The sequence below is a fragment of the Streptomyces alkaliterrae genome, assembly GCF_007097205.2.
In the GTDB taxonomy this organism is placed as follows: domain Bacteria; phylum Actinomycetota; class Actinomycetes; order Streptomycetales; family Streptomycetaceae; genus Streptomyces; species Streptomyces alkaliterrae.
The window spans coordinates 1-20,207 of record NZ_VJYK02000080.1; the positions used below are offsets into that span (position 1 = coordinate 1).

Below are 20,207 nucleotides of genomic sequence, written 5' to 3' on the forward strand. Positions count from 1 at the left end.
GTTGGGCGCCGGGGCGGGTGACGGTGAGGGCGCCGACGCGGCAGGCGAGGGCGGCGGCTGCCCGTAGTGGTTCGCCGGTGCTCAGGCGCCAGGCCAGGGCGGCGGTGAAGGCGTCACCCGCGCCCGTGGTGTCGACCGCGTGTACCGGCACGGCTGGTACCCGGGCGCTCTCCCCGCCGGCCTCCGCGACGAGTGCGCCACGGCCGCCGAGGGTGATCACCACCGAGCGGGGGCCGAGCGCGAGGAGCGCCCGCGCCTGGTGCTCCACCGACGCGGGTACCGGGTTTCCGGCGCCCGCGAGGACGGCCCGCGCCTCGTGCTCGTTGACCACCAACGGATCGCACGCCGCCAGCACCCGGGGTGGCAGCGCCGCCGGTGGGGAGGCGTTCAGGACGAACCGGCCGCCGGGCGGCAGTCGCCGTACCACCTCCGCGACGCTCTCCAGCGGGATCTCCAGCTGTGCGGACACCACACTGGCGGCGGCCAGCAGCGGCTCGGCGGCGGCGACGTCCGCCGGGGAGAGCCGCGCGTTGGCGCCGGGGGAGACGACGATGCTGTTGTCCCCGGAGTCGTCGACCGTGATCAGCGCGACGCCGGTGGGCGCGCCGCCGGTCCGTACGCCCGAGACGTCCACGCCGGCCGCGCGCTGGGCGTCCAGCAGCAGGCGTCCGTAGGCGTCGTCACCCACCCGCGCCAGGAGGGCGGTCCGGGCGCCGAGCCGGGCGGCGGCGACGGCCTGGTTCGCGCCCTTGCCGCCTGGGTGCACGGCCAGGTCCGAGCCCAGCACTGTTTCCCCGGCGGCCGGTCGCCGCTCGACTCCGACCACCAGATCGGCGTTGGCCGACCCGACCACCAGCAGATCCCACACAGCCCCGGCTCCTTCCCGCGCGTCCACGCGTCCGACCCTCCCACAGCCCGAACGGGGACCGGCGGGGCACGGCGGTGGGGCCGGACGCTGTGGTCCGGCCCCACTGTCGCTCCACGTGTCGTCGCGCTACCAGCGGTACCAGGTACCCCGCCGGCCGCCGGCTCCCGCCGAGCGGAAGACGAAGCCGAGCAGCCAGACGACCAGCACGGCGATCGCGATCCACCACAACGCCTCAACGGCAAAACCGAAACCGAAAAGAATGATCGCGAGTAGCAGGACAAGAAGAAGAGCGGGCATGTCCCTCACCTCCTGTACTTTCGCGTACCCCGCCGCGCCGAGCTCATTCACGTGGGTCGGTGGAAAGGGGTTCACGGACTCCGGGGGTTTGGTCGCGTGGGGATCGGTCAGAAGAACCGGCAGTCGCCTGTAGTCGACCAAGGGATTGTGATTTCCGTGGCGGACAACAAGAAGGTCAAGGCCAAGGCGGAGCAGCTCAAGGGGGCTGCGAAGGAGCAGGTGGGCCGTGCTGTCGGCAACGAGCGCCGGACGGCTGAGGGCCGCACCGAGAAGGCCAGGGGGGACCTCCGCCAGGCCAAGGAAAAGGCGAAGGACGCGTTCCGGGACTGACCCTCTCGCGAGCGGTGTCGAACCTGGTGGACGCATAAACGGCGATGTTTACCGTGCCGTAGCGGGAACGTCGCCGTTCGGGTTTTCGCGTGGGCTGATGTTGCGGTTCACCCGGAACAGGTTGTCGGGGTCGTACTGTTTCTTGATCTGCCGGAGGCGCCGGTAGCCGTCCCGGTAGGCGGCGGCGGTTCGGTCGGCACTGTCCTCGGCCAGTTGGAAGTTGACGTAGTTGCCGCCGGTCGAGAACGGCCGGATGCACTCCCAACTCCGGCGGACGGCTGCCACGATGCCGTCGCCGTCGGCCCCCGGCGGCCACACTCCCGAGAAGCCGCTGATGAAGCGGGCCTCCCGGTTGCCGACCGCGCCACCGTCCTGCTCCTCGTTCAGTGCCCCGGCGAGGTGGAAGACAACGGAGAACGACAGCGGGGAGGCGACGTCGAGCGCGGCGTCCCGGAACGTGGGCAGGTACTCAGCCGGCAGACCGGGCAGGAACTCCGTCTTCCAGTACTGGTTCAGCCCCTTGGGTTCCATGTCGTCGAGCATCGACTGCTGGGCGACGTACGGCTTGGGTCCGATGTGGCCGAAGATCGGCTCGCCGAGCGCGCGCAGCGGCGCGAGGTCCGCCTCGGCGGTGGTGCCGCTGTGGCACACGAGCATCCCGACGATCGGCTTGAGGCGCCACTGTTCGGGCACGAACGGCGCCGGCGGGGCGAGTCGGAGGAGGGCGACGGCGGTCAGCTCGCGGGGGGCCGTCGCGGTGAGTTCCCGGTAGGTGTTGAGCACGTCGTCCGCTCCTTCCGCGCTCCACGCGGCGAGCCCGCCGGTGACGACAGGTCCGACGTCGTGCAGTCGGAAGACGAAGCGGGTGACGATGCCGAAGTTGCCGCCTCCGCCGCGGAGCGCCCAGAACAGGTCCGGGTTGTCGGTGCGGCTCGCGGTCCTGATCACGCCGTCCGCCGTGACGATCTCGACCTCCTCCAGGTTGTCGGCCGCCCAGCCGAACCGGCGTGTGAGGTAGCCGAATCCACCGCCGAGCGTCAGACCGGCCACGCCCGTGTCGGACACGAATCCGAGGACGGTCGCCAGCCCGTACCGCTGGGTGGCGCGGTCGACGTCCCGCAGCAGACATCCCGGGCCGACGTGTGCGAGCCGGGCCGCGGGGTCGACGACGACGTCGCGCATCCGGCACACGTCGAGGGTGAGTCCGCCGTCGGCGAGCGCCGTGCCGGCGATGTTGTGGCCGCCGCCCTTGACGCTGAGCAGCAGCCCGTGGGCCGCGGCGAACCGGACGGCCGTCGCCACGTCCCTCGCCGACTCCGGCTGGACGACGAGGGTGGGCCGGGCGGTGATCATGGCGTTCCAGAGCAGCACGGCGTCGTCCCAGCCCTCGTCGCCGGCCGCGAGCAGCGGCCCGGCGAGGGCTGTGCCGAGTTGTTCGACACGGGCGGAGGTCATGCCGACGCGTCCGCCGTCCAGGCCGGTGAGTTCGAGCATGCGGCCGGTCATGACGATCCCTCCTCCTCGGGTGTCCGTGGCTTCTTCCTCATCACGACCTCCTCGGCGAGCGAGTGCCTACGAGGTCTCCAGAGTCCGCCGCCGACGGCGTCGTCCGCATCGGTCACGCCCACCAGATCCGCCGACACGCACGGCATGGGTATTTGTGCGCAGACGGCCGCTCCGCCCCGTAGGACAGGACCTAGACGAGGTCGTGCTCGTAGGCGTAGGCGGTGGCGGCGGCCCGGGAGGAGACCCCGAGCTTGCCGAAGATGTTGCTCACGTGCCGGGCGACCGTCCGCTCGCTGATCACCAGGCGGTTCGCGATCTCCCGGTTGGTCGCCCCGGTGGCGACGAGGCGCAGCACCTCGATCTCCCGCGGGGTCAGACCGGCCGGGCGGGGGACGCGGCTGCGGGCCGACGGGCCCAGGAGCGCGCGTACCTCCTTGCGGTCCGGCTCCGCGCCCAGCCGCTCGAAAGCGGCGTCGGCCGCCTCCAGCTCCCATCGGGCCGTGTCGTGGTCGCCGATCGTGCGGTAGGCGCGCGCCAGCCGCACCCGTACCCGCGCCACCTCGTAGGGCGCCTCGCTCTCCTGCCAGGCGTTCCGGGCCCGGTGCAGGGCCGTGCACGCGGCCTCGGGCTCACCGCCGGCCAGCAGCAGGCAGCCCCGCCCGTACGCGGCCACCGCCCGCAGGTAGGGCGAGTCGAAACCGGCGGCGATCGCCTCCAGCTCGTCGACGGCGTGCCGGGCGCGCTCCGTGTCTCCGACGGCGAGCTCGACCTCCACGCTGCCGGCCAGCAGCCTCGGCCGGTCCTCCGCCGCCTCGGCCTCCGCGAGCGTCCGGCGGACGGCGGCAAGCGCGTCGTCCGCTCTGCCCTGTGCCAGTCGCAGCAGGGCGAGACCCGGTTGCGCCGAGTGCCCGCGGCCGACGGCCTCGCGGTAGCAGCGCTCGGCGTGGGCGAAGTCGCCGCGCAGCCGACGGAGTTCGCCGCTCTGGTACAGCGCCGTGCCCAGTGCCGGATCGCCGGGAGCCTCGGCCAGGTGCTCACACGCCCGCTGGGCCTCCGCCATGGCGTCGCCCCACTCGCCGCGCAGCTGGAGGATTTCCGAGCGGTGCACCAGGCACTGGCCGCGGTAGGGCACCAGGTCCTGCTGGCCGGCGCACCAACGGCTCAGGGCGGCGGTCCACTCCTGCACCCGGCGGAGGTCGAAGATCCCGCGGCAGGCGAGGATCACGGCGCAGTAGACGATCCCGGAGCTGACCGGTGACACCTCGCCGGTGGTCACCGACACCATCGCCTCGTCCAGCATCGTCACGCCCTGCGCCGCGCGCCCCCGCGCGACCAGTGACTGCCCCTGCCCGAGCCTGCCCAGGGCCCGCAGGTCCGCGTCGTCGAACCGGTCGGCGATCTCGGTGATCCGCAGGAAGTGCCGGTACGCGGCGGCCGCGTCGCCGGTGTCCAGCGACCGCAGGGCCACGGGCAGGCCCAGGTAGCCCTGTTCGACGCAGTCCAGCGCCGCGTCGTCGAGGATGTGCCGGGCCCGGGCCAGCCAGCCGCCGCCGCGTGCGTGCTCGCCGTGGAGGACGAGTGTGAGTCCGAGCCAGAACGCGCACCGCACGGCCTGCGCGGGCGCGTCCTGCTCCAGGAGGAGGTGGTGGGCCCGCTCCCACGCCGCGGTTGCCGCCTCGAGGTTCCCGATCAGGTACGCGGCGCGTGCCAGCCGGTCCAGGTCGTCGGCGTCGAGCGGGGTCCGCCGGTCGGCGGCCGACAACTCCTCGTACGCGTCCCGCCAGGCCAGCCGTTCGTACGCCGCGCGGCCCCGCGTCCGTGCGTCACCAGTGGCCATGACCGCTCCCGCCGGCAAGGTGTCCGGGTAGTCGATCATCGTAGGCGGTGTTCCGGGGATTCCCGGTCTCCGTGCGCGGGTGTCTCGGCTCGCCCCGCCCGCGGGCCCTCCGGCGCCCGTATGCTCGATGGATGTTCTCTGCTGAGGGGCCGACGTTGCGGGAGTTGGCCGTGCAGGCGCTCTCGTCCGTGGAGCGCGGCTACGACCTGCTGGCGCCGAAGTTCGACCACACGCCGTTCCGCACGCCCGACGTGGTGCTGGACGCGGTCGCCGACGCGGCGGAGGGGCTGGGCCCGTTCGGGCGCGGCCTCGACCTGTGCTGTGGTACGGGGGCCGGGGTGCGGGTGCTGCGGAGGCTGTGCCGTGACGGGGTGGCCGGCGTGGACATCAGCGCCGGGATGCTGGCGGTGGCCCGCCGGTACGAGGACGCGCTGTGGGTGCGGGGCGAGGCCGGGACGCTGCCGTTCGGCGGGCGGGTGTTCGACGTGGTCGCCAGTTTCGGGGCGTTCGGGCATTTCCGGCCCGAGGAGCGGCCGGGGATCTTCGCGGAGGTGGCGCGGGTGCTGCGGCCGGGCGGGCGTTTCCTGTTCCCGATCGCCGCGCCGCCGCGGCCGGGCGGCTCGGGGTGGTGGTTCCAGGTGGGGTTCGACGCGGCGATGCGGGCGCGGAACGCCGTGTGGCGCCCGCCGTTCGTCATGTACTACCGCACCTTCCGACTCGCCGACGTGCGGGCCGAGTTGGGCGCGGCGGGCTTCGACGTGGAGCTGTACCCGCTGGAGGCGCTGGGCCGCCGCCCGGACGGCGCGCCGCGCTGCCGCCTGGTCGCCGCCACCCTGCGCTGAGGAAGCCGCCGGCTGTGAGGCCCTGCGGTGACCAGGGCGGACGCGGCGGGATCGGAAGGGGATAAGGGCGGCTTAAGGGGGGCGTGGCGTCATCGGTTCGGTTGAACCGTCGACGAGGAGACGCCCTGTGACGACGCCCCGCGCCGAGACCCCGCCGGACGACGGGCCGCCGCCCGACGACGGAGCACCGGAGCCGGGGCGCGAGCGGTGGCTGGTGCTGCTGCTGATGGGCTTCGCGCTGTGTGTCGTCGTCCTCAACAACTCCTCCCTCAACGTGGCGATCCCCGAGCTGATGCGGGATCTGGACGCGGATCTGCCGACCGTGCAGTGGATCGTGGACAGCTACTCGATCGTCTTCGCCGGGCTGCTGATCGTGGCGGGCGCCTGGTCCGACCGCTGGGGCCGCAAGCGGATGACGCTGGGCGGGCTCGCGGTGTTCGGCGTGGCGTCGGCGCTCGCGGTGCTGGCCACCGAGGCGTGGCATGTGGTGCTGGTGCGGGCGGTCTTGGGCGCGGCGGCGGCGTTTGTGATGCCGGGGACGCTGGCGATCCTGCTGCACGCCTTCCCGCGCCGGGAGCGGGCCCGGGCGATCGCGCTGTGGACGGGTATCGCGGTGCTCGGGGTGGCGCTCGGCCCGGTGCTGGGCGGGCTGGTGGTGACGACGGCTGGCTGGTCCGGCGTCTTCTGGCTGAACGTGCCCCCGGCGGCGGCGGTTGTGCTGGCCGGGGTGTTCCTCGTCCGGGAGTCCGCCGACCCGCAGCGGCGGCCGACGGACGCGCTGGGGGCGATGCTGTCCGTGGTGGCGGTCGGCGCGCTGGTGTTCACGGTCATCGAGGCCGGTCAGCACGGCGGTCTGCACGTCCGCACCGGGGTGGGCGCGGCGGTGACGCTCGCGGCGGGTGTCGCGTTCGTGCGGCGGCTGCGGCGGACGCCGTTCCCACTGGTGGAGTTGGCGCTGCTGCGGCGGGAGCGGTTCCGCGGCGCGGCGCTGGGGAACATGCTGCTGTTCTTCGGCCTGGCGGGCACGCTGTTCGTCCTCACGCAGCGGCTTCAGGTGCAGTTGGGCATGAGCCCGTTGGCGGCGGGCCTGGCCGTGGGGCCGATCGCGCTCACGGCGTTCGCCGCGTCGGCGTGTTCGCCGCTGGTGGCGCGGCGGTTGGGGCCGCGGACGACGGTGACGGGCGGGCTGCTGCTGGTCGCGGCGGGCATCGCGGTGGTCGGCTGGTGGGGCGGGAGCTACCAGGTGATCGCACCGGCGCTGGTCGCGGTGGGCGTCGGTTTCGGGGCGGCCACGCCGGTAGCCACGGATCTGCTGGTGTCCACGTTGAGCGACGACCGGGCCAGCTCGGGGTCGGCCCTGAACGACACGATGCAGGAGACCGGGTTCGCGCTGGGCATCGCGGCCGTCGGCGCGGTGCTGAACCGGGTGTTCGTCCAGGCGTTGGACGGTCCCGGCACGCTGCAGCAGGCGCGTGCGGTGGCCGAGGAGCTGCCGGCGCGGGCGGGCGCGGCGCTGGTGGACCGCGCGGACGCGGCTTTCGACGACGCGGCGCGGGCCGCGCTGACCGTCGCAGCGGTGGTGACGGCGCTGGGCGCGGCGGTCGCCTTCCGGCTGCTGGCGGGCGGCCGCGAGCCGGCGCCGGGGCAGGCGCCGGCCGAGCCGGAGGACACGTTCGGGCCGCCGCATGTCGCGGGTGAGCCGGCGCCCGACCGGTCCCCGGCGCTGACGGCGGACGAGCGGGGTCGGTAGCGGGCCGCCGCCTCCACCTCGATCGGGCGCCGCACCGCGGCCGTCCGGCGACACACCGAGGCACGGCACGTCGCTACGCGCGTCAAGCGGAACCGCCCCGCCCGCCGTGGCTACGCGCGTCAACACGAGGGACCGCACGGTCCAGCCGAACGGAAGGAGCCGCAAAGGACGGCCTAAGCCCGGCATCAGACGGCTCACCCAACCTGAGGGCGCGGACGAAGAGTTCGGCGCCGTGCGTACACGCGAAGGAGCACGACATGCAGTGGGACGACATCTACATCGCCGGCCTCGGTGTCTATCTGCCACCGCCGGTCGCCGCCGCGGACGCGGTCGCGGCGGGGGAGTACGACGCCGAGGAGTGCGAGGCGAACGGCATCACGTCGGTACTGGTCGAGCCGGAGAAGGCGGCCCCCGAGATGGCGGTGCTGGCCGCCCGGGACGCGCTCACGCACTCGTCCGTGAACACCGCCGACATCCGCATGGTGTTCCACTCCAGCCTCTGGTACCAGGGCGTGGACATGTGGCCGGCGGCCTCCTACGTGGCGCGGTTCTCGGTCGGCGAGTCCGTGATGGCGTTCGACCTCCAGCAGCAGTGCAACGCGGCCGTGGGCGGCATGGACCTGGCGGCCTCGCGGCTGGTGTTCGAGAAGGGCGGCGCGGCGCTGCTGACGACCGGCGACCGGTTCTGCCTGCCGGGCGTGGACCGCTGGCGCACCGAGAAGGGACTGCCGTACGGCGACGGCGGCACCGCGATGGTGCTGTCGACCGAGGGCGGCTTCGCCCGGCTGCTGTCGACCGCGACGGTGTCGGACAACGGCCTCGAGCAGGTACTGCGCGGTGAGCGCTTCCACGACAGCTACCAGCCGGGCCCGCTGGACATCACCAGCCGCATCGAGCACCACTTCGCGAACCACGGCGGGATGCGCGCCTCGACGGTCCGGCTGGCCGAGGCGGTGCAGACCTCGGTGATGACCGCGCTGGCGGAGGCGAAGACCGAACTGGCCGATCTGGGCGGCGTGGTGATCCCGGCGGCCGGCCGCGCCAAGCTGGACTGGCAGCTGAGCCAGCTCGTCGGCGTGGAGGAGGAGCAGACGACCTGGCCGTTCGCCAGGACGCACGGACACCTGGGCGCCGGCGACCAGTTCGCCGGGCTGCGGCACCTGATGGCGGAGAAGGTCGTCGGGGCCGGCGACCGGGTGCTGATCGTCGGCGGCGGCGCGGGGCTGACCTGCACGAGCGCCGTGGTGGAGGTGCTGGGGCCGCTGCCCGAGCCGACCGAGCGGACGTGGCCCCGGTGACGCGGGAGCCGGTCGGGCAGGCGGTGCCGTCCGGCGGTCACGTGGCGGCGATGCTGGCCGACGCGGTCCGCCGCACACCCACGGCGCCCGCCGTACGGGACGCCGAACGCGACTGGAACTACGCCGAGCTGGACGCCGCCGCGAACGCCGTACGGGACGCGCTGAGGCGGTCCGGGGTCCGACCGGGAGACCGGGTCGCGCTCCGGTCGCGGAACCGCTGCGAGGTGGCGGCCGCGCTGTTCGGCACGCTGCGGGCGGGCGCGGCGCTGGTGCCGCTGAGCCCGCAGCTGCCGCCGACCGGGCTGGTCTCGGTGCTGGCGGACGCGGAGCCGGCCGTGCTGCTCGCCCCGGCGAAGGAGCTGCCCGAGCTTCCCGAGGTGCCGTGCCCGGTGACGACCCTGGAGGACGCGGTGACCCCGGGGGCATCCGAGGCCCCCGACGCACCGGCTGACCCGACCGCCACCGCGCTGCTCGTCTACACCTCCGGCAGCACCTCGGCGCCCAAGGGCGTCGTCTGCCCGCACTCCGCCGTCGACTTCGCCGCCCGCGCGATCAACAGGCGGCTGGGGTACCGGTCTTCGGACGTCGTCCTGGTCGGTTCGCCGTTCTCCTTCGACTACGGGCTGTACCAGCTGCTGCTGTCGGTGCTCGCGGGCGCCGAGCTGGTGCTGGCGGACGCGGAGGACCCGGTCGGCATGCTGAAGCTGGTGCGACGCACCCGGGCGACCGTGCTGCCGATCGTGCCGTCCACCGCCCGCATGCTGGCCCGCCTCGCCCGGCGCGGCGAACCGGTCGACCACGTACGGATGTTCACCAACACCGGTGCCGCGCTGACGGCGTCGGACATGCAGGGGTTGCGGGACGCCTTCCCGGGCTGCTCGGTGGTGCTGATGTACGGCATCACCGAGTGCAAGCGGGTGACGATCGCCGAACCGGACGTCGACCTGACCCGGCCCGGGTCCTCCGGGACCGCGCTGGACGGCACGGTCGTGCGGATCGTCGACGAGGCGGGCCGTGAGGTACCGGCGGGCGTCGTCGGCGAGATCACCGTGACCGGCCCGCACGTGATGGCCGGCTACCGGGGCGCGCCGGAGCTGACCGCCCAGCGCTACGACGAGGACCCGTACGGCGGCGGGCGCCGGCTGCGCACCGGCGACTACGGCACCCTCGACGCGGACGGGCACCTGTACTTCCACGGCCGACGGGACGACCAGTTCAAGCGGCGCGGTGTGCGGGCGTCGCTGATCGAGGTGGAGGCGGCGGCGGCCCGGGTACCGGGCGTGCGCGCGGTGGCGGTGCTGCCGCCGGAGGACGACCGGGACCTGACGCTGTTCTTCACCGGTGACCGCGACCCGCACGAGGTGCTGGACGAGATGGCCGGGCTGCTGGAGCCGGCGAAGGTGCCGGCCGACTGCCACCGCCTGCCCGAGCTGCCGCTGACCGGCAACGGCAAGACCGACAAGAAGCGGCTGCGCGAGATGCCGCGGCCGACGACCGGGAGTGCGACGTGACCATCCCTGAACCCACCGACGCCGCCCGCCTGTTGGCGACCTACGGCAGCCCGCTCTACGTCTACGACCTGCGCCGGGTGCGGGCCGCGCTGGCCGACCTGCGGTCCAGCCTGCCCCAGGGCGCCCACGTCCTGTACTCACTCAAGGCCAACCCCCATGTCGACCTGGTACGGGAGCTGCTGGCCGGCGGTTGCCGCGCCGAACTCTCCTCCACCGGCGAGCTGCGCACCGCGCTGGCCGCCGGCGCCGACCCGGCCACCTGCTTCTACACCGGTCCCGGCAAGACCGCGGAGGAGCTGCGGACGGCGATCGCCGCCGGAGTGCGCACCTTCTCCACCGAGTCGCTGGTGGACCTGCGCCGGGTGGCGCGGGTCGCCAGGGAGAGCGGCCAGGAGGTCGACTGCGTACTGCGGGTCAACGGCGCCGAGGCGCCCGGCAGCGCGGGCATGCGGATGACCGGCGACGCCTCGCAGTTCGGCACGGACGCGGTGGTGCTCGCCGAGCGCGGCGAGGAGCTGCGCGACGCCGACCTCAAGGGCGCGCGGCTCGTCGGCTTCCACTTCTTCCCGCTGACCAACGCCGCCGACGAGGCGAGCCTGGTCGCGGAGATGACGGCGAGCATCCGTACCGCCGCCGCACTCGCCGAGCAACTGGCGCTTGACATAACGGTGTTGGACCTCGGCGGCGGCTTCGGCGCGCCCTTCGCGCAGACCGGCGACCGCCCCCGCTACCCGGGACTGCGGAAGGCGCTTGCGGCGGAGCTGGACCGGCACTTCCCGCGCTGGGCGGACGGCGGAGTCGAGGTGCTGTTCGAGAGCGGGCGCCACCTGGTCGGGGACAGCGGCACGCTGCTCTGCACGGTCAGCGACGTCAAGGACAGCCGAGACACCCGCTTCGCCGTGCTGGACACCGGCATCAACCACCTGGGCGGCCTCTCCGGCATCGGCCGGCTGCTGCCGCTGTCGGCGGTCCCGCTCGCGGTGCCGACCGAACCGACGGACGAGGCGACGCACGATGCGCAGGGCGACGCGCCGGACGACGCGCCCGTCGAGCTCGGGACCGACGCGGCCGCGACGCCGCCCGCCAGGACCCGGCTGGTCGGGCCGCTGTGCACACCCGCCGACACGCTGGGCCGGGGCGCGGTGGACCTGCCGGACCTGGCGGTCGGACAGCGGCTCGCCATCCCCAACGTCGGCGCCTACGGCGCGACCGCCAGCCTGCTCGGCTTCCTCAGCCGACCGGCCGCCGCCGAGGTCGTCGTCGACGGACCGGGCAGCGCGGAGAGCCCGCGCGTCGTCTCGGCGACCCGGCTGACCCTCGTCCGCGAACCGGTCCCGGCGCGGACGACGGACCCGACCGAGCACCCGGAACCGCGGGAGAACCACGTGAGCGAGGAGAGCGCGATGCAGGAACGCACGATGACGGCCGTACCGGTGCGGGACGCCGAGGGCGGCCCGTGGAACGCCGACTACGTGACCGTGCTGCGCTCGGTCCTCCCCAGACTCGGCGAGGACGTCGGCCCCGACACGAGTCTGCGCGCGGCCGGACTCGACTCGCTGGCCCTGGTGGAACTGCTGGTGCGACTGGAGGAGGCGTACGCGGTGGCGATCCCGGACGACGACCTCGGCCCGGAGTCGTTCGCGACCGCCGGAAGCCTGTGGTCGGTGGTGGAGAGCGTCCGCACAGCCTGACGTCCGCACCACCTGACGGCTGTACCAGTCCGACGGCTGAACCGGCCTGACGTCACCGCTCTCCGCTCACACGCGACGGCCGCGCCCGGATCACCGGGCGCGGCCGTCGGGGCCGGTCAGGAGGGGACGCGGGCCAGGTACTCGGGGCGGGTGAACTGGTGGTCCAGGGCCGGGTCGGCGCTGAGCACGGCCTGGTGCAGCCGCTGCACCGGGCGGCACGGTTCGACACCGAGGTCGTTGCGCAACCGCTCCCGGAGCTGGAGAAAGCAGTTCAGAGCGTCCGCCTGCCGTTCGGATCGGTAGTAGGCGAGCATCAGATGACGGTAGAACGTCTCCCGGAGTGGGTACTCATGGATGAGCCGGGTGAGTTCGGAGATGATTGCCCGGTGCTTACCAAGCAGTAGGTCCAACTCGATGCGGAGTTCCAGTGCGGCGACGTATTCCTCGTCCAGGCAGGTGGCGTACACGCTCAGTAGTTCACCGTCGGTGAGGCCGGCGAGGGCGGGTCCCCGCCAAAGACCGAGCGCGGATCTCACGGCCTTGGACGCTCCAGGTAAATCCCCGGCGTCGAAATCCTTTCGCGCCTCCCTCATGAGAATGTCGAAGTCGTGCTGATCGAATTCCGCACCGCCGAGTCGGAGAAGGTAACCGGGCGGTTCGGTGACTATCTGTGCACGGTGTTCCAGGGACGCGCTCTCGGCGAGCTGGTTGCGCAGCTGCGCCATGTAGACGTGGAGGGCTCCACGGGCCTTGCGTGGCGGCTGGTCAGCCCAGATCTCCGTGATGAGACTCTGCGTGGAAACGACTTCGCCCACGCGGGAGAGCAGCGCCGCGAGGAGGACGCGCTTCTTGCTCGCACTGGGTAGCAGTGACTTGTCCTGATCGTGCCGGTAGTCGACCACCGAGAGCGGTCCGAGCACTTCGAAACGCACGTAGGTCCCCCATGTCGTCTTGCTCGCCTACTGCCACTGAATACAGACCACCGAGATACGACCGGTCATGTCGAGAGGTGGGGGGCACGCCCTTTCGTTGCGTGCTGCATCGATTCTTCATCCGGCCGCGGGGTCGGTGGGACTGCACTGAGATTACCTAGTTGCACGGCATTTCTGGGAAATCGTCAAAGATGTGATCAAGTTCACAGTGAAACTTGACAGAGTGTTCACCCGTGTCGTGTGACGCGTGTGACTTCGGGCGCTCCTGATCTTGTCCCGTTCGGTTTGTGTTCTCTTCAACCACCTCCAAGGCCGGTGCTTCAGCGGCGAATAAGCATCGCTTCACCGCAAGGCCAAGCGGCGACTCCTAGCGTCGTCGCAGACCTGGGAGGTGTGCCGGTGAGAAAGTTCGCAGACCACTTTGCGAAGCAGTTTCAGGGCTGGGTCGAGACACGGCCCGACCACCCCGCGGTCGCCTTCGTCGAGGACTTCGACGGCGGCTGCGGCGGGCCCCGACTGACCTACGGCGAGCTCGACGCGGCCGCCAGGGCGCTGGCCGGCGGCCTGGTCGCGCGGGGGCTGACCGGGGAGCGGGTACTCCTGCTCCACCCGACGGGGCTCGACTTCGCGGTGGCGATGCTCGGCTGCTTCCTCTCCGGCGCGGTCGGCACCCCGGCGCCGCTGCCCGAGAGCAGCGGGCGCGGTGACGCCCGCCTGACCGGGATCGTCGCGGACGCCGGCGTACGGCACGTGCTCACCAGTCCCGACGCTCGTCCGGCGGTCGTCGAGTGGCTGGCCCGTGCCGGACTGACGGACCGGGTGAGCGTGCACGTCGAAGCCGAACTTGCCCGGCCCGGCGTGCCGCTGCCGGCCCCCGACCCGTCGGCGCTGGCGTTCCTCCAGTACACCTCCGGGTCGACCAGCGACCCCAAGGGCGTGCTGGTCACCCACGCCGCGCTCGCGCACAACGAGGCGCAGATCATCCGGGCCATGGGCGTCGACGAGCACACCCGGTCCGTGAGCTGGCTGCCGCACTACCACGACATGGGACTGGTCGGGCAGCTGCTCGGCCCGCTCTTCTGCGGCGCCACCTCCTACCTCATGTCGCCGATGGCCTTCCTGCGCCATCCGCACCGCTGGCTGAAGGCCGTCAGCGAGCTGCGCGGCACGGTCACCGTCGCCCCGGACTTCGGCTACGCGCTGGTCACCCGACGCACCACCGACCGCCAGCTCGCCGAACTCGACCTGTCCACGCTGCGGGTCGCACTCAACGGCTCCGAACCGATCCACGCCGCCACGCTGGAACGGTTCGTCGAACGCTTCGCCCCCGCCGGACTCGACCCGACCGCCCTCACCCCCTGCTACGGCATGGCCGAGACGACGCTGCTTGTCAGCAGCGCCCCGGTCGGGACCGGTTTCCGGGGCGTCGACGTCTCGACCGAGGCGCTGGCCGACCACCGGCTGGTACCCGCCGCGCAGCCCGAGCGCACCACCCGGCTGGTCGGCAGCGGCCGGGTCGCCGACTTCGACCTGCGCGTCGTCGACCCCGACAGCTCCCGTGAACAGCCCGAGGGCCACGTCGGCGAGATCTGGGTGCGCGGCGGCTCCGTCGCCGCCGGCTACCACGACAACCCGGAGGCCACCGAGGCCACCTTCGCCGCCCGACTCGCCGACGGCGAGGGGCCGTTCCTGCGGACCGGGGACCTGGGCGCGCTGCTGGACGGCGAGCTGTACGTCACCGGCCGCCGCAAGGAGATGCTGATCGTCAACGGCCGCAACCTCTACCCGCAGGACCTCGAACTCACCGTCCGCACCGCCGACCCGCTGTTCCACGAGGGCGCCACAGCCGTCTTCACCGCGCCGGTCGCCCCCGGCGGCGGCGAGGCCGTGGTCGCCGTCCAGGAGGCACGGCCCGGGCGGCTGCGGGAGCACGATCCGCGGACGCCGGTGGCCGCCGCCCGGCGGGCGCTGCTCGCCGAACACGACGTCCACCTGGGTGCGATGGTGATCGTCCCGGTCGGCGCGGTCGAACGCACCACCAGCGGCAAGATCCGGCGCGGCGCGATGCGGGAACGCTTCCTCGCCGACGAGCTCCGAGAGCTCTTCCACACCTCCCGACACACCGGCACCGCCGCCCCGCGGACCGGTACGACGGCGGGTGCGCGATGAACCCCGCCGACACCGCCGACACCGTGGCGACCCCCGCCGACACCGTGGCGACCCCCGCCGACACCGTGGCGACCCCGGCCGCCGCGGCCGAGGAGCTGGAACGCCGCCTCGGCCCCGCCGACCCGGCCGACGCCCGCGCCCGCGACCTCGCCGACGAACGCGAGGAGTTCCCCCGGGCGGACGTCGACGCGCTGGACGGCATCGGCCTGGCCCGCCACTACGTACCCGTCGAACACGGCGGGCTGCTGCGCGACTTCCCGGCGACCGCCGCCATGATCCGCGCCGTCGCCGGCCGCGACCTCACCATGGCCATCGCCCACGGCAAGACGTTCCTCGGCGCGGTGAGCGTGTGGGTCGCCGGCGGTGTCGAGCAGGCCGCCCGGGTCGCCGAACTGGTCTCGGCCGGCGTCCCGGTCTCCTGGGGCCTCACCGAACGCGGCCACGGCAGCGACCTGGTCGCCGGCGAGGTGACCGCGTACCCCGACGGCGACCGGGTACGGCTGGACGGCGAGAAGTGGCTCATCAACAACGCCACCCGGGGCGGCCTCGTCACCGTGCTGGCCCGCAGCGATCCGGCCGGCGGACCGCGCGGCTTCGACCTCTACCTCGTCGACCGCCGCACGGCCGGGGACGCCTACCGGCCGCTGCCCAAGGTCCGCACCCTCGGCATCCGGGGCGCCGACATCAGCGGCTTCACCCTCGACGGCGTCCTGCTCGACCCCGAGGCCGACCGTGTCGGCGCGCCGGGCAGCGGCCTGGAGACGGTGATGCGCTCCCTCCAGCTCACCCGCACCCTGTGCGCCACCCTCTCCCTCGGCGCCGCCGACCACGGCCTCGCGGAGGCCGCGCACTTCGCCACCGGCCGCCGCCTCTACGGCCGACCACTGCTCGACCTGCCGGCCGCCTCCCGCACCCTCGGCGAGTGCTACGCCGACCACCTCCTGCACGAGGCGTTCGCCACCCTCGCCACTCGCGCGATCCACACCCTGCCCGGCGAACTCGGCGTGCTGGCACCGGCGGTGAAGTACCTCGTACCGGTCGGCACCGAGTCGCTGCTGGCCCGGCTGCGGCGGCTGCTCGGCGCCCGCGCCTGGCTGCGGGACGTACGCGGCACGGAGGTGAGAGCGGGCGTCGGCGTCTTCCAGAAGATCGAGCGCGACCACCGCATCGTCTCCCTCTTCGACGGCAACACCGTCGTCAACCTCAACTCCCTGGTCAGCCAGTTCCCGCTGCTGAGCCGCGCCCATCGGCGGCCCCGGCTGCCGGAGGCAGGGCTGGCCCAGGCCGCCGACCTGACCGCCCCGCTGCCGCCGGCCGACACCTCCCGGCTGCGGCTGATGCCCACCCGCGGCGCGAGCCTGCTGCACGAACTGCCGGACTCCGCCGACCGCCTGGCCGAACTGGCAACCGAGCAGAACGAGTTGGCGCCCGTCGCCGCATCGACCCGGCTGCTGGCGGACCGGGCGCGGGAACTGCTCGGGGACATCGGCGAGCAGCCCATCGTCCCGCCGGACGTCCCCGCACACGCCTTCGACCTCGCCCGCCGCCTGACCTGGGCGCTCGCCGGCGCCGCCGCCGTCCGCCTCTGGCTGGACAGCCACGCCCACGTGAGCCGGGGCGGCCTCGGACCCGAACCGCTCTGGGCGGACGGCTGTTGGCTGCACGCCGCACTCGACCGCGTGCACACACGCCTCGTCGCCGGTCACCGCCCGACGGCGGAGGAGGAGCACGCGCTGGAGCGCACCTACGCCGTCCTGACCGGCGAACTGCTGCGCCAGACCGGCGACCACCGGTTCCCCTCACTGCTGCACATCCGAAGGGCGGAGGCACTGTGACAAGCCCGACCACCACCACCGACAACAGCCCCGCCACCACGCTCGGCTTCCCCGTCGCCGAGCACCCCGCCCCGCTGGACGAACTCCTCGGCGACCCCTTCGCGTCGGACAACCCCACCGGCTACGAGGCCGCGCTGGCCGCCGACGACCGGGGCGAACCGTTCGCCGCGGGCGAGGTCGTCCTGGACCGCGCGGGTCTGGGCGCCGAGTACGTGCCCGCCGGGCTCGGCGGCCGACTCACCGGCGTCGACACGCTCGTCCGCCGCCTCCGCCCGGTCTTCCGGCTCGACGCCGGCCTCGGCCTCGGCCACGGACTGACCACCCTGATGGCCGCGTTGAACGTCTGGACCGCCGGTGACACCGCCCAACGCGCCCGTGTGGCACGGCTCCTGCTCGACGGCCGGCGGCTGAGCGTCGCCTACCACGAGCTGGAGCACGGCAACGACCTCACCGGCAACCACCTGCGCGCCGACCCCGCCCCCCAGGGCTTCACCCTGCACGGGCTCAAGCGCGTCATCAACAACACCGACCGGGCCGCCGGAGCCGTCGTCTTCGCCCGCACCACGCCCTGGGCCTCCCGCCCCACCGGCCGGGACCACTCGCTGATCCTGCTGGCCGACCTGACCGCGCTGCCCGACGACACCTTCCGCCGCCTGCCCCGGCTGCGCACCTCGGGACTGGCCGGCTGCCGCCTCGGCGGCTTCGAGTTCGACGGCTGCCCGGTGCCCGCCGACGCGCTGCTCGGCGGGCTCGGCGAGGGCTCGTCCGTCGCGCTGCGCTCCTTCCAGGTCAGCCGGTGCGTCACCGCCGGCGCGGGCACCGCGCTGCTGGAGGCGGCGCTGTTCGGCGTGCACCGCTTCGCCACCGAACGGGTGCTGTACGGGCGGCCGGTGAGCGCGCTGCCGCACGCCCGGTCGCTGCTCGCCGGTGCCTTCGCCGACCTCCAGGTGGCCGGCGCGCTCGCCCGGGCCGCCGCCCGCGCACTGCACCTGCATCCGGCGGCGGCCGGGCGCTACGCGGCGACCGCCAAGTACCTCGTGCCGCGTCTGGTGGAGGACGCGCTGACCGACCTCGCCGTCCTGCTCGGCGCCCGCAGCTACCTGCGGGAGGGGGAGTACGCGTTCGTCGGCAAGCACCTGCGGGACATCGCCGGGCTCAGCATCGGCCACGCCGGGGGCGTGAGCTGCCAGCTGACCGTGCTGCCCGAACTGCCCGGGCTGCGACTGACCGGACCGCCCGCCGACCCGGCACTCTTCGACGACTCCCCGACGCCGCCGCTCGACCCGGCCGCGCTCCGCCTGCGCGGCAGCCGAGAGGACCCGCTGCTGACCGTGCTCGCCCACGCCCTGGACGACGCGGACCCCCACCCCGGACTGGCCCCCCTCGCCACCGGGCTGCGCGCCGAACTCGACGCCGTGCGCGCCGAGTCGGCCGCGCTGCCGCCCGCCGCCAGGGGAGTGGCCGCCGACCACCGGGCGCTGGCGCTCACCGAACGCTACGCCTGGCTGCTGGCCGCCGCCGCCTGCGTCGGCACGGCCACCCGCACCGGCCCGACCGGCGGCACACCCGACCCGCGCTGGCTGCGCGCCGTGCTCGAACGGATCGGCCGACGCTCCGGACGGCTCCCCGAGCCGCGTGACACCGCCCCGCTCGACGCGCTGTACGGCGAGCTGGAGCACCGCGTCGCCACCGGCGTCAGCCTCGACATCGACCCCGAGCCCGTCGCCCGCCGGCCGGCCTGAGCCGACCAGAGAACACAGCCGACCAGAGAACACAGGAGTCCTTCCGTGAACACCTCCGAGAGCACCGCCACGCCCGCCCACGTCGACGAGGTCGTCGACTGGCTGATCGAGCGGGTCGCCGAGTACCGGGAGATCCCCGCCGCCGACGTCGACCCGGATGTGCCGCTGGCCGAGCTGGGCCTGGACTCCGTGTACGTGCTGAGCCTGTGCGGCGACGTGGAGGACCACTACGGGCTGGTCGTGGAGCCGACCGTCGCCTGGGACCACCCGACCGTCGACGCGCTCGCCAAGCACCTCCACGCCGAACTCACCGGCGGCGCCTCGTGAACGCACCCGAACGGGCCGTCGCGATCGTCGGCATCGACTGCCGCTTCCCCGGCGCCGGGGACCGGGAGGCCTTCTGGCGGCTGCTGACCACCGGCGAGGTCACCGCCCGACCCGTGCCCCCGGCACGGTGGCGGACCGGGCACGACCAGCCGGCGGGCGCCGAGACGCCCGTCTCGCTGATCGACGACGCCGACGCCTTCGACCACCGCTTCTTCGGTGTCTCGCCCGTCGAGGCGGCCGGCATGGACCCGCAGCAGCGGCTGCTGCTGGAGACCGCCTGGCGGGCCGTGGAGGACTCAGGCGTCAGCCCCGCCTCGCTCGCCGGCGGCCACGCCAGCGTGCACGTCGGTGTCATGTCCAGCGAGTGGGCCAACCTGCACCTCGCCGACCACCGCGCCATGACCACCCACCGGGGCAGCGGCAACGGCTACTGCATGGCCGCCAACCGGCTCTCCTACCACCTCGACCTGAAGGGCCCGAGCATGGCGGTGGACACCGCCTGCTCCTCCTCGCTGGTGGCCGTCCAGCTCGCCTGTACGGGACTGCGCGCCGGAGAGGTCGACACCGCGCTGGTCGGCGGCGTCAACCTCATCCTCACCCCCGCCCTGTCGATCTTCTACCGGCAGGCCGGGCTGGCCGCCGCCGACGGCCGCTGCAAGCCGTTCGCCGCCGACGCGGACGGCATCGGCAGGGGCGAGGGCGTCGCCGTCGTGGTGCTGCGCCGACTCGCCGACGCGCTCGCCGACGGCCAGCGGGTCTACGCGGTCATCGAGGGCGGCGCGGTCGGCTCCGACGGCCGCAGCAACGGGCTGACCGCCCCCAACCGTTTCGCCCAGGCCGAGGTGGTGCGCACCGCCTACCGGCAGGCCGGAGTCGAAGCCGGCGATCTGCACTTCGTCGAGGGGCACGGCACCGGCACCCGGCTCGGCGACATGATCGAGGTGCGGGCGCTCGGCGACGTGCACGCCGGACGCTCCAGACCCGCGCTCCTCGGCTCGGTCAAGGGGAACCTCGGCCACCTGGAGGGCGCCGCCGGCATCGCCGGACTCGTCAAGACGGCCCTCGCGCTGGAACGACGGACGCTGCCCGGCACCCCGGGCGGTGCGGAGAACGCCGAACTGCGCCTGGCCGACCACGGGTTCCGGCTCGCCGGAGCCGCTGCCAGACTGCCGCGGGGGCGGGTGCTGGCGGGCGTCTCCAGCTTCGGCCTCGGCGGCACCAACGCCCACCTCGTACTGTCCTCCCCGCCCGACCGGCCCGCCACCCGACGCG

General features: G+C 73.7%; 16 protein-coding genes. 11 read left to right on the forward strand and 5 right to left on the reverse strand.

Annotated features, from left to right (window positions below):
- Both FNX44_RS10180 and FNX44_RS10185 read right to left on the reverse strand, forming a co-directional pair.
- On the reverse strand, positions 1 to 868 hold an 868-nt coding region (locus tag FNX44_RS10180; protein WP_143647704.1), incomplete at its 3' end, for a ribokinase.
- 126 nt (positions 869 to 994) lie between these two features.
- Positions 995 to 1,165: a hydrophobic protein gene (locus FNX44_RS10185; protein ID WP_143647705.1), complete on the reverse strand. Its 171-nt coding sequence runs from the start codon at positions 1,163 to 1,165 to the stop codon at positions 995 to 997.
- 156 nt (positions 1,166 to 1,321) lie between these two features.
- Here FNX44_RS10185 and FNX44_RS28895 point away from each other — a divergent pair, with 156 nt between their 5' ends.
- Positions 1,322 to 1,495 (forward strand): CsbD family protein, encoded by a 174-nt coding sequence (locus FNX44_RS28895; RefSeq protein WP_143647706.1) that lies wholly within the window; start codon positions 1,322 to 1,324, stop codon positions 1,493 to 1,495.
- A 48-nt stretch (positions 1,496 to 1,543) separates the two neighbouring features.
- Here FNX44_RS28895 and FNX44_RS10195 read toward each other — a convergent pair whose 3' ends face one another.
- Positions 1,544 to 3,001: an FAD-binding oxidoreductase gene (locus tag FNX44_RS10195; protein ID WP_228449791.1), complete on the reverse strand. Its 1,458-nt coding sequence runs from the start codon at positions 2,999 to 3,001 to the stop codon at positions 1,544 to 1,546.
- 190 nt (positions 3,002 to 3,191) lie between these two features.
- Positions 3,192 to 4,838 (reverse strand): LuxR family transcriptional regulator, encoded by a 1,647-nt coding sequence (locus tag FNX44_RS10200; protein ID WP_143647707.1) that lies wholly within the window; start codon positions 4,836 to 4,838, stop codon positions 3,192 to 3,194.
- A gap of 131 nt (positions 4,839 to 4,969) precedes the next feature.
- Between FNX44_RS10200 and FNX44_RS10205 the strand changes: the two genes are divergently transcribed.
- From FNX44_RS10205 to FNX44_RS10225, 5 genes are all read left to right on the forward strand, one after another.
- Positions 4,970 to 5,680: a class I SAM-dependent methyltransferase gene (locus FNX44_RS10205; RefSeq protein WP_143647708.1), complete on the forward strand. Its 711-nt coding sequence runs from the start codon at positions 4,970 to 4,972 to the stop codon at positions 5,678 to 5,680.
- Positions 5,681 to 5,807: 127 nt separating this feature from the next.
- Complete coding sequence (locus FNX44_RS10210; RefSeq protein WP_143647709.1) at positions 5,808 to 7,430, forward strand: MFS transporter; 1,623 nt, start codon at positions 5,808 to 5,810, stop codon at positions 7,428 to 7,430.
- 257 nt (positions 7,431 to 7,687) lie between these two features.
- The gene (locus FNX44_RS10215; protein WP_143647710.1) at positions 7,688 to 8,728 is read left to right on the forward strand and encodes a ketoacyl-ACP synthase III family protein; all 1,041 of its coding nucleotides are present in this window, start codon (positions 7,688 to 7,690) and stop codon (positions 8,726 to 8,728) included.
- Positions 8,716 to 10,239: a class I adenylate-forming enzyme family protein gene (locus FNX44_RS10220; protein ID WP_323369196.1), complete on the forward strand. Its 1,524-nt coding sequence runs from the start codon at positions 8,716 to 8,718 to the stop codon at positions 10,237 to 10,239. The genes FNX44_RS10215 and FNX44_RS10220 overlap by 13 nt, the downstream gene beginning before the upstream one ends.
- The gene (locus FNX44_RS10225) at positions 10,236 to 11,930 is read left to right on the forward strand and encodes a phosphopantetheine-binding protein (protein WP_323369197.1); all 1,695 of its coding nucleotides are present in this window, start codon (positions 10,236 to 10,238) and stop codon (positions 11,928 to 11,930) included. Before FNX44_RS10220 ends, FNX44_RS10225 begins: the two co-directional genes overlap by 4 nt.
- A gap of 116 nt (positions 11,931 to 12,046) precedes the next feature.
- Here FNX44_RS10225 and FNX44_RS10230 read toward each other — a convergent pair whose 3' ends face one another.
- Positions 12,047 to 12,862: an AfsR/SARP family transcriptional regulator gene (locus FNX44_RS10230; protein ID WP_143647711.1), complete on the reverse strand. Its 816-nt coding sequence runs from the start codon at positions 12,860 to 12,862 to the stop codon at positions 12,047 to 12,049.
- A gap of 399 nt (positions 12,863 to 13,261) precedes the next feature.
- On the opposite strand from FNX44_RS10230, the gene FNX44_RS10235 reads away from it, so the two are divergent.
- The 5 genes from FNX44_RS10235 to FNX44_RS10255 all read left to right on the forward strand — a co-directional run.
- Positions 13,262 to 15,031, forward strand: a complete 1,770-nt coding sequence (locus FNX44_RS10235) for a fatty acyl-AMP ligase (protein ID WP_173019146.1) — start codon at positions 13,262 to 13,264, stop codon at positions 15,029 to 15,031.
- Positions 15,028 to 16,866 carry an acyl-CoA dehydrogenase family protein gene (locus FNX44_RS10240; RefSeq protein WP_143647713.1) on the forward strand — a complete coding sequence of 613 codons (1,839 nt, stop codon included), beginning with the start codon at positions 15,028 to 15,030 and terminating at the stop codon, positions 16,864 to 16,866. The genes FNX44_RS10235 and FNX44_RS10240 overlap by 4 nt, the downstream gene beginning before the upstream one ends.
- Positions 16,863 to 18,608: an acyl-CoA dehydrogenase family protein gene (locus FNX44_RS10245; protein ID WP_143647714.1), complete on the forward strand. Its 1,746-nt coding sequence runs from the start codon at positions 16,863 to 16,865 to the stop codon at positions 18,606 to 18,608. Before FNX44_RS10240 ends, FNX44_RS10245 begins: the two co-directional genes overlap by 4 nt.
- A 45-nt stretch (positions 18,609 to 18,653) precedes the next feature.
- The gene (locus FNX44_RS10250; protein ID WP_143647715.1) at positions 18,654 to 18,935 is read left to right on the forward strand and encodes an acyl carrier protein; all 282 of its coding nucleotides are present in this window, start codon (positions 18,654 to 18,656) and stop codon (positions 18,933 to 18,935) included.
- Positions 18,932 to 20,207, forward strand: a 1,276-nt coding sequence (locus tag FNX44_RS10255) for a beta-ketoacyl [acyl carrier protein] synthase domain-containing protein (RefSeq protein WP_143647716.1), incomplete at its 3' end; no start/stop codon positions are given. The genes FNX44_RS10250 and FNX44_RS10255, both read left to right, overlap by 4 nt.

Excerpts from the sequence above, each read along its gene's own strand:
- FNX44_RS10185 (WP_143647705.1), bottom strand. The coding sequence starts at position 1,165 with ATGCCCGCTCTTCTTCTTGTCCTGCTACTCGCGATCATTCTTTTCGGT.
- FNX44_RS10195 (WP_228449791.1), bottom strand. The coding sequence starts at position 3,001 with ATGACCGGCCGCATGCTCGAACTCACCGGCCTGGACGGCGGACGCGTC.
- FNX44_RS10200 (WP_143647707.1), bottom strand. The coding sequence starts at position 4,838 with ATGGCCACTGGTGACGCACGGACGCGGGGCCGCGCGGCGTACGAACGG.
- FNX44_RS10205 (WP_143647708.1), top strand. The coding sequence starts at position 4,970 with ATGTTCTCTGCTGAGGGGCCGACGTTGCGGGAGTTGGCCGTGCAGGCG.
- FNX44_RS10240 (WP_143647713.1), top strand. The coding sequence starts at position 15,028 with ATGAACCCCGCCGACACCGCCGACACCGTGGCGACCCCCGCCGACACC.
- FNX44_RS10215 (WP_143647710.1), top strand. The coding sequence starts at position 7,688 with ATGCAGTGGGACGACATCTACATCGCCGGCCTCGGTGTCTATCTGCCA.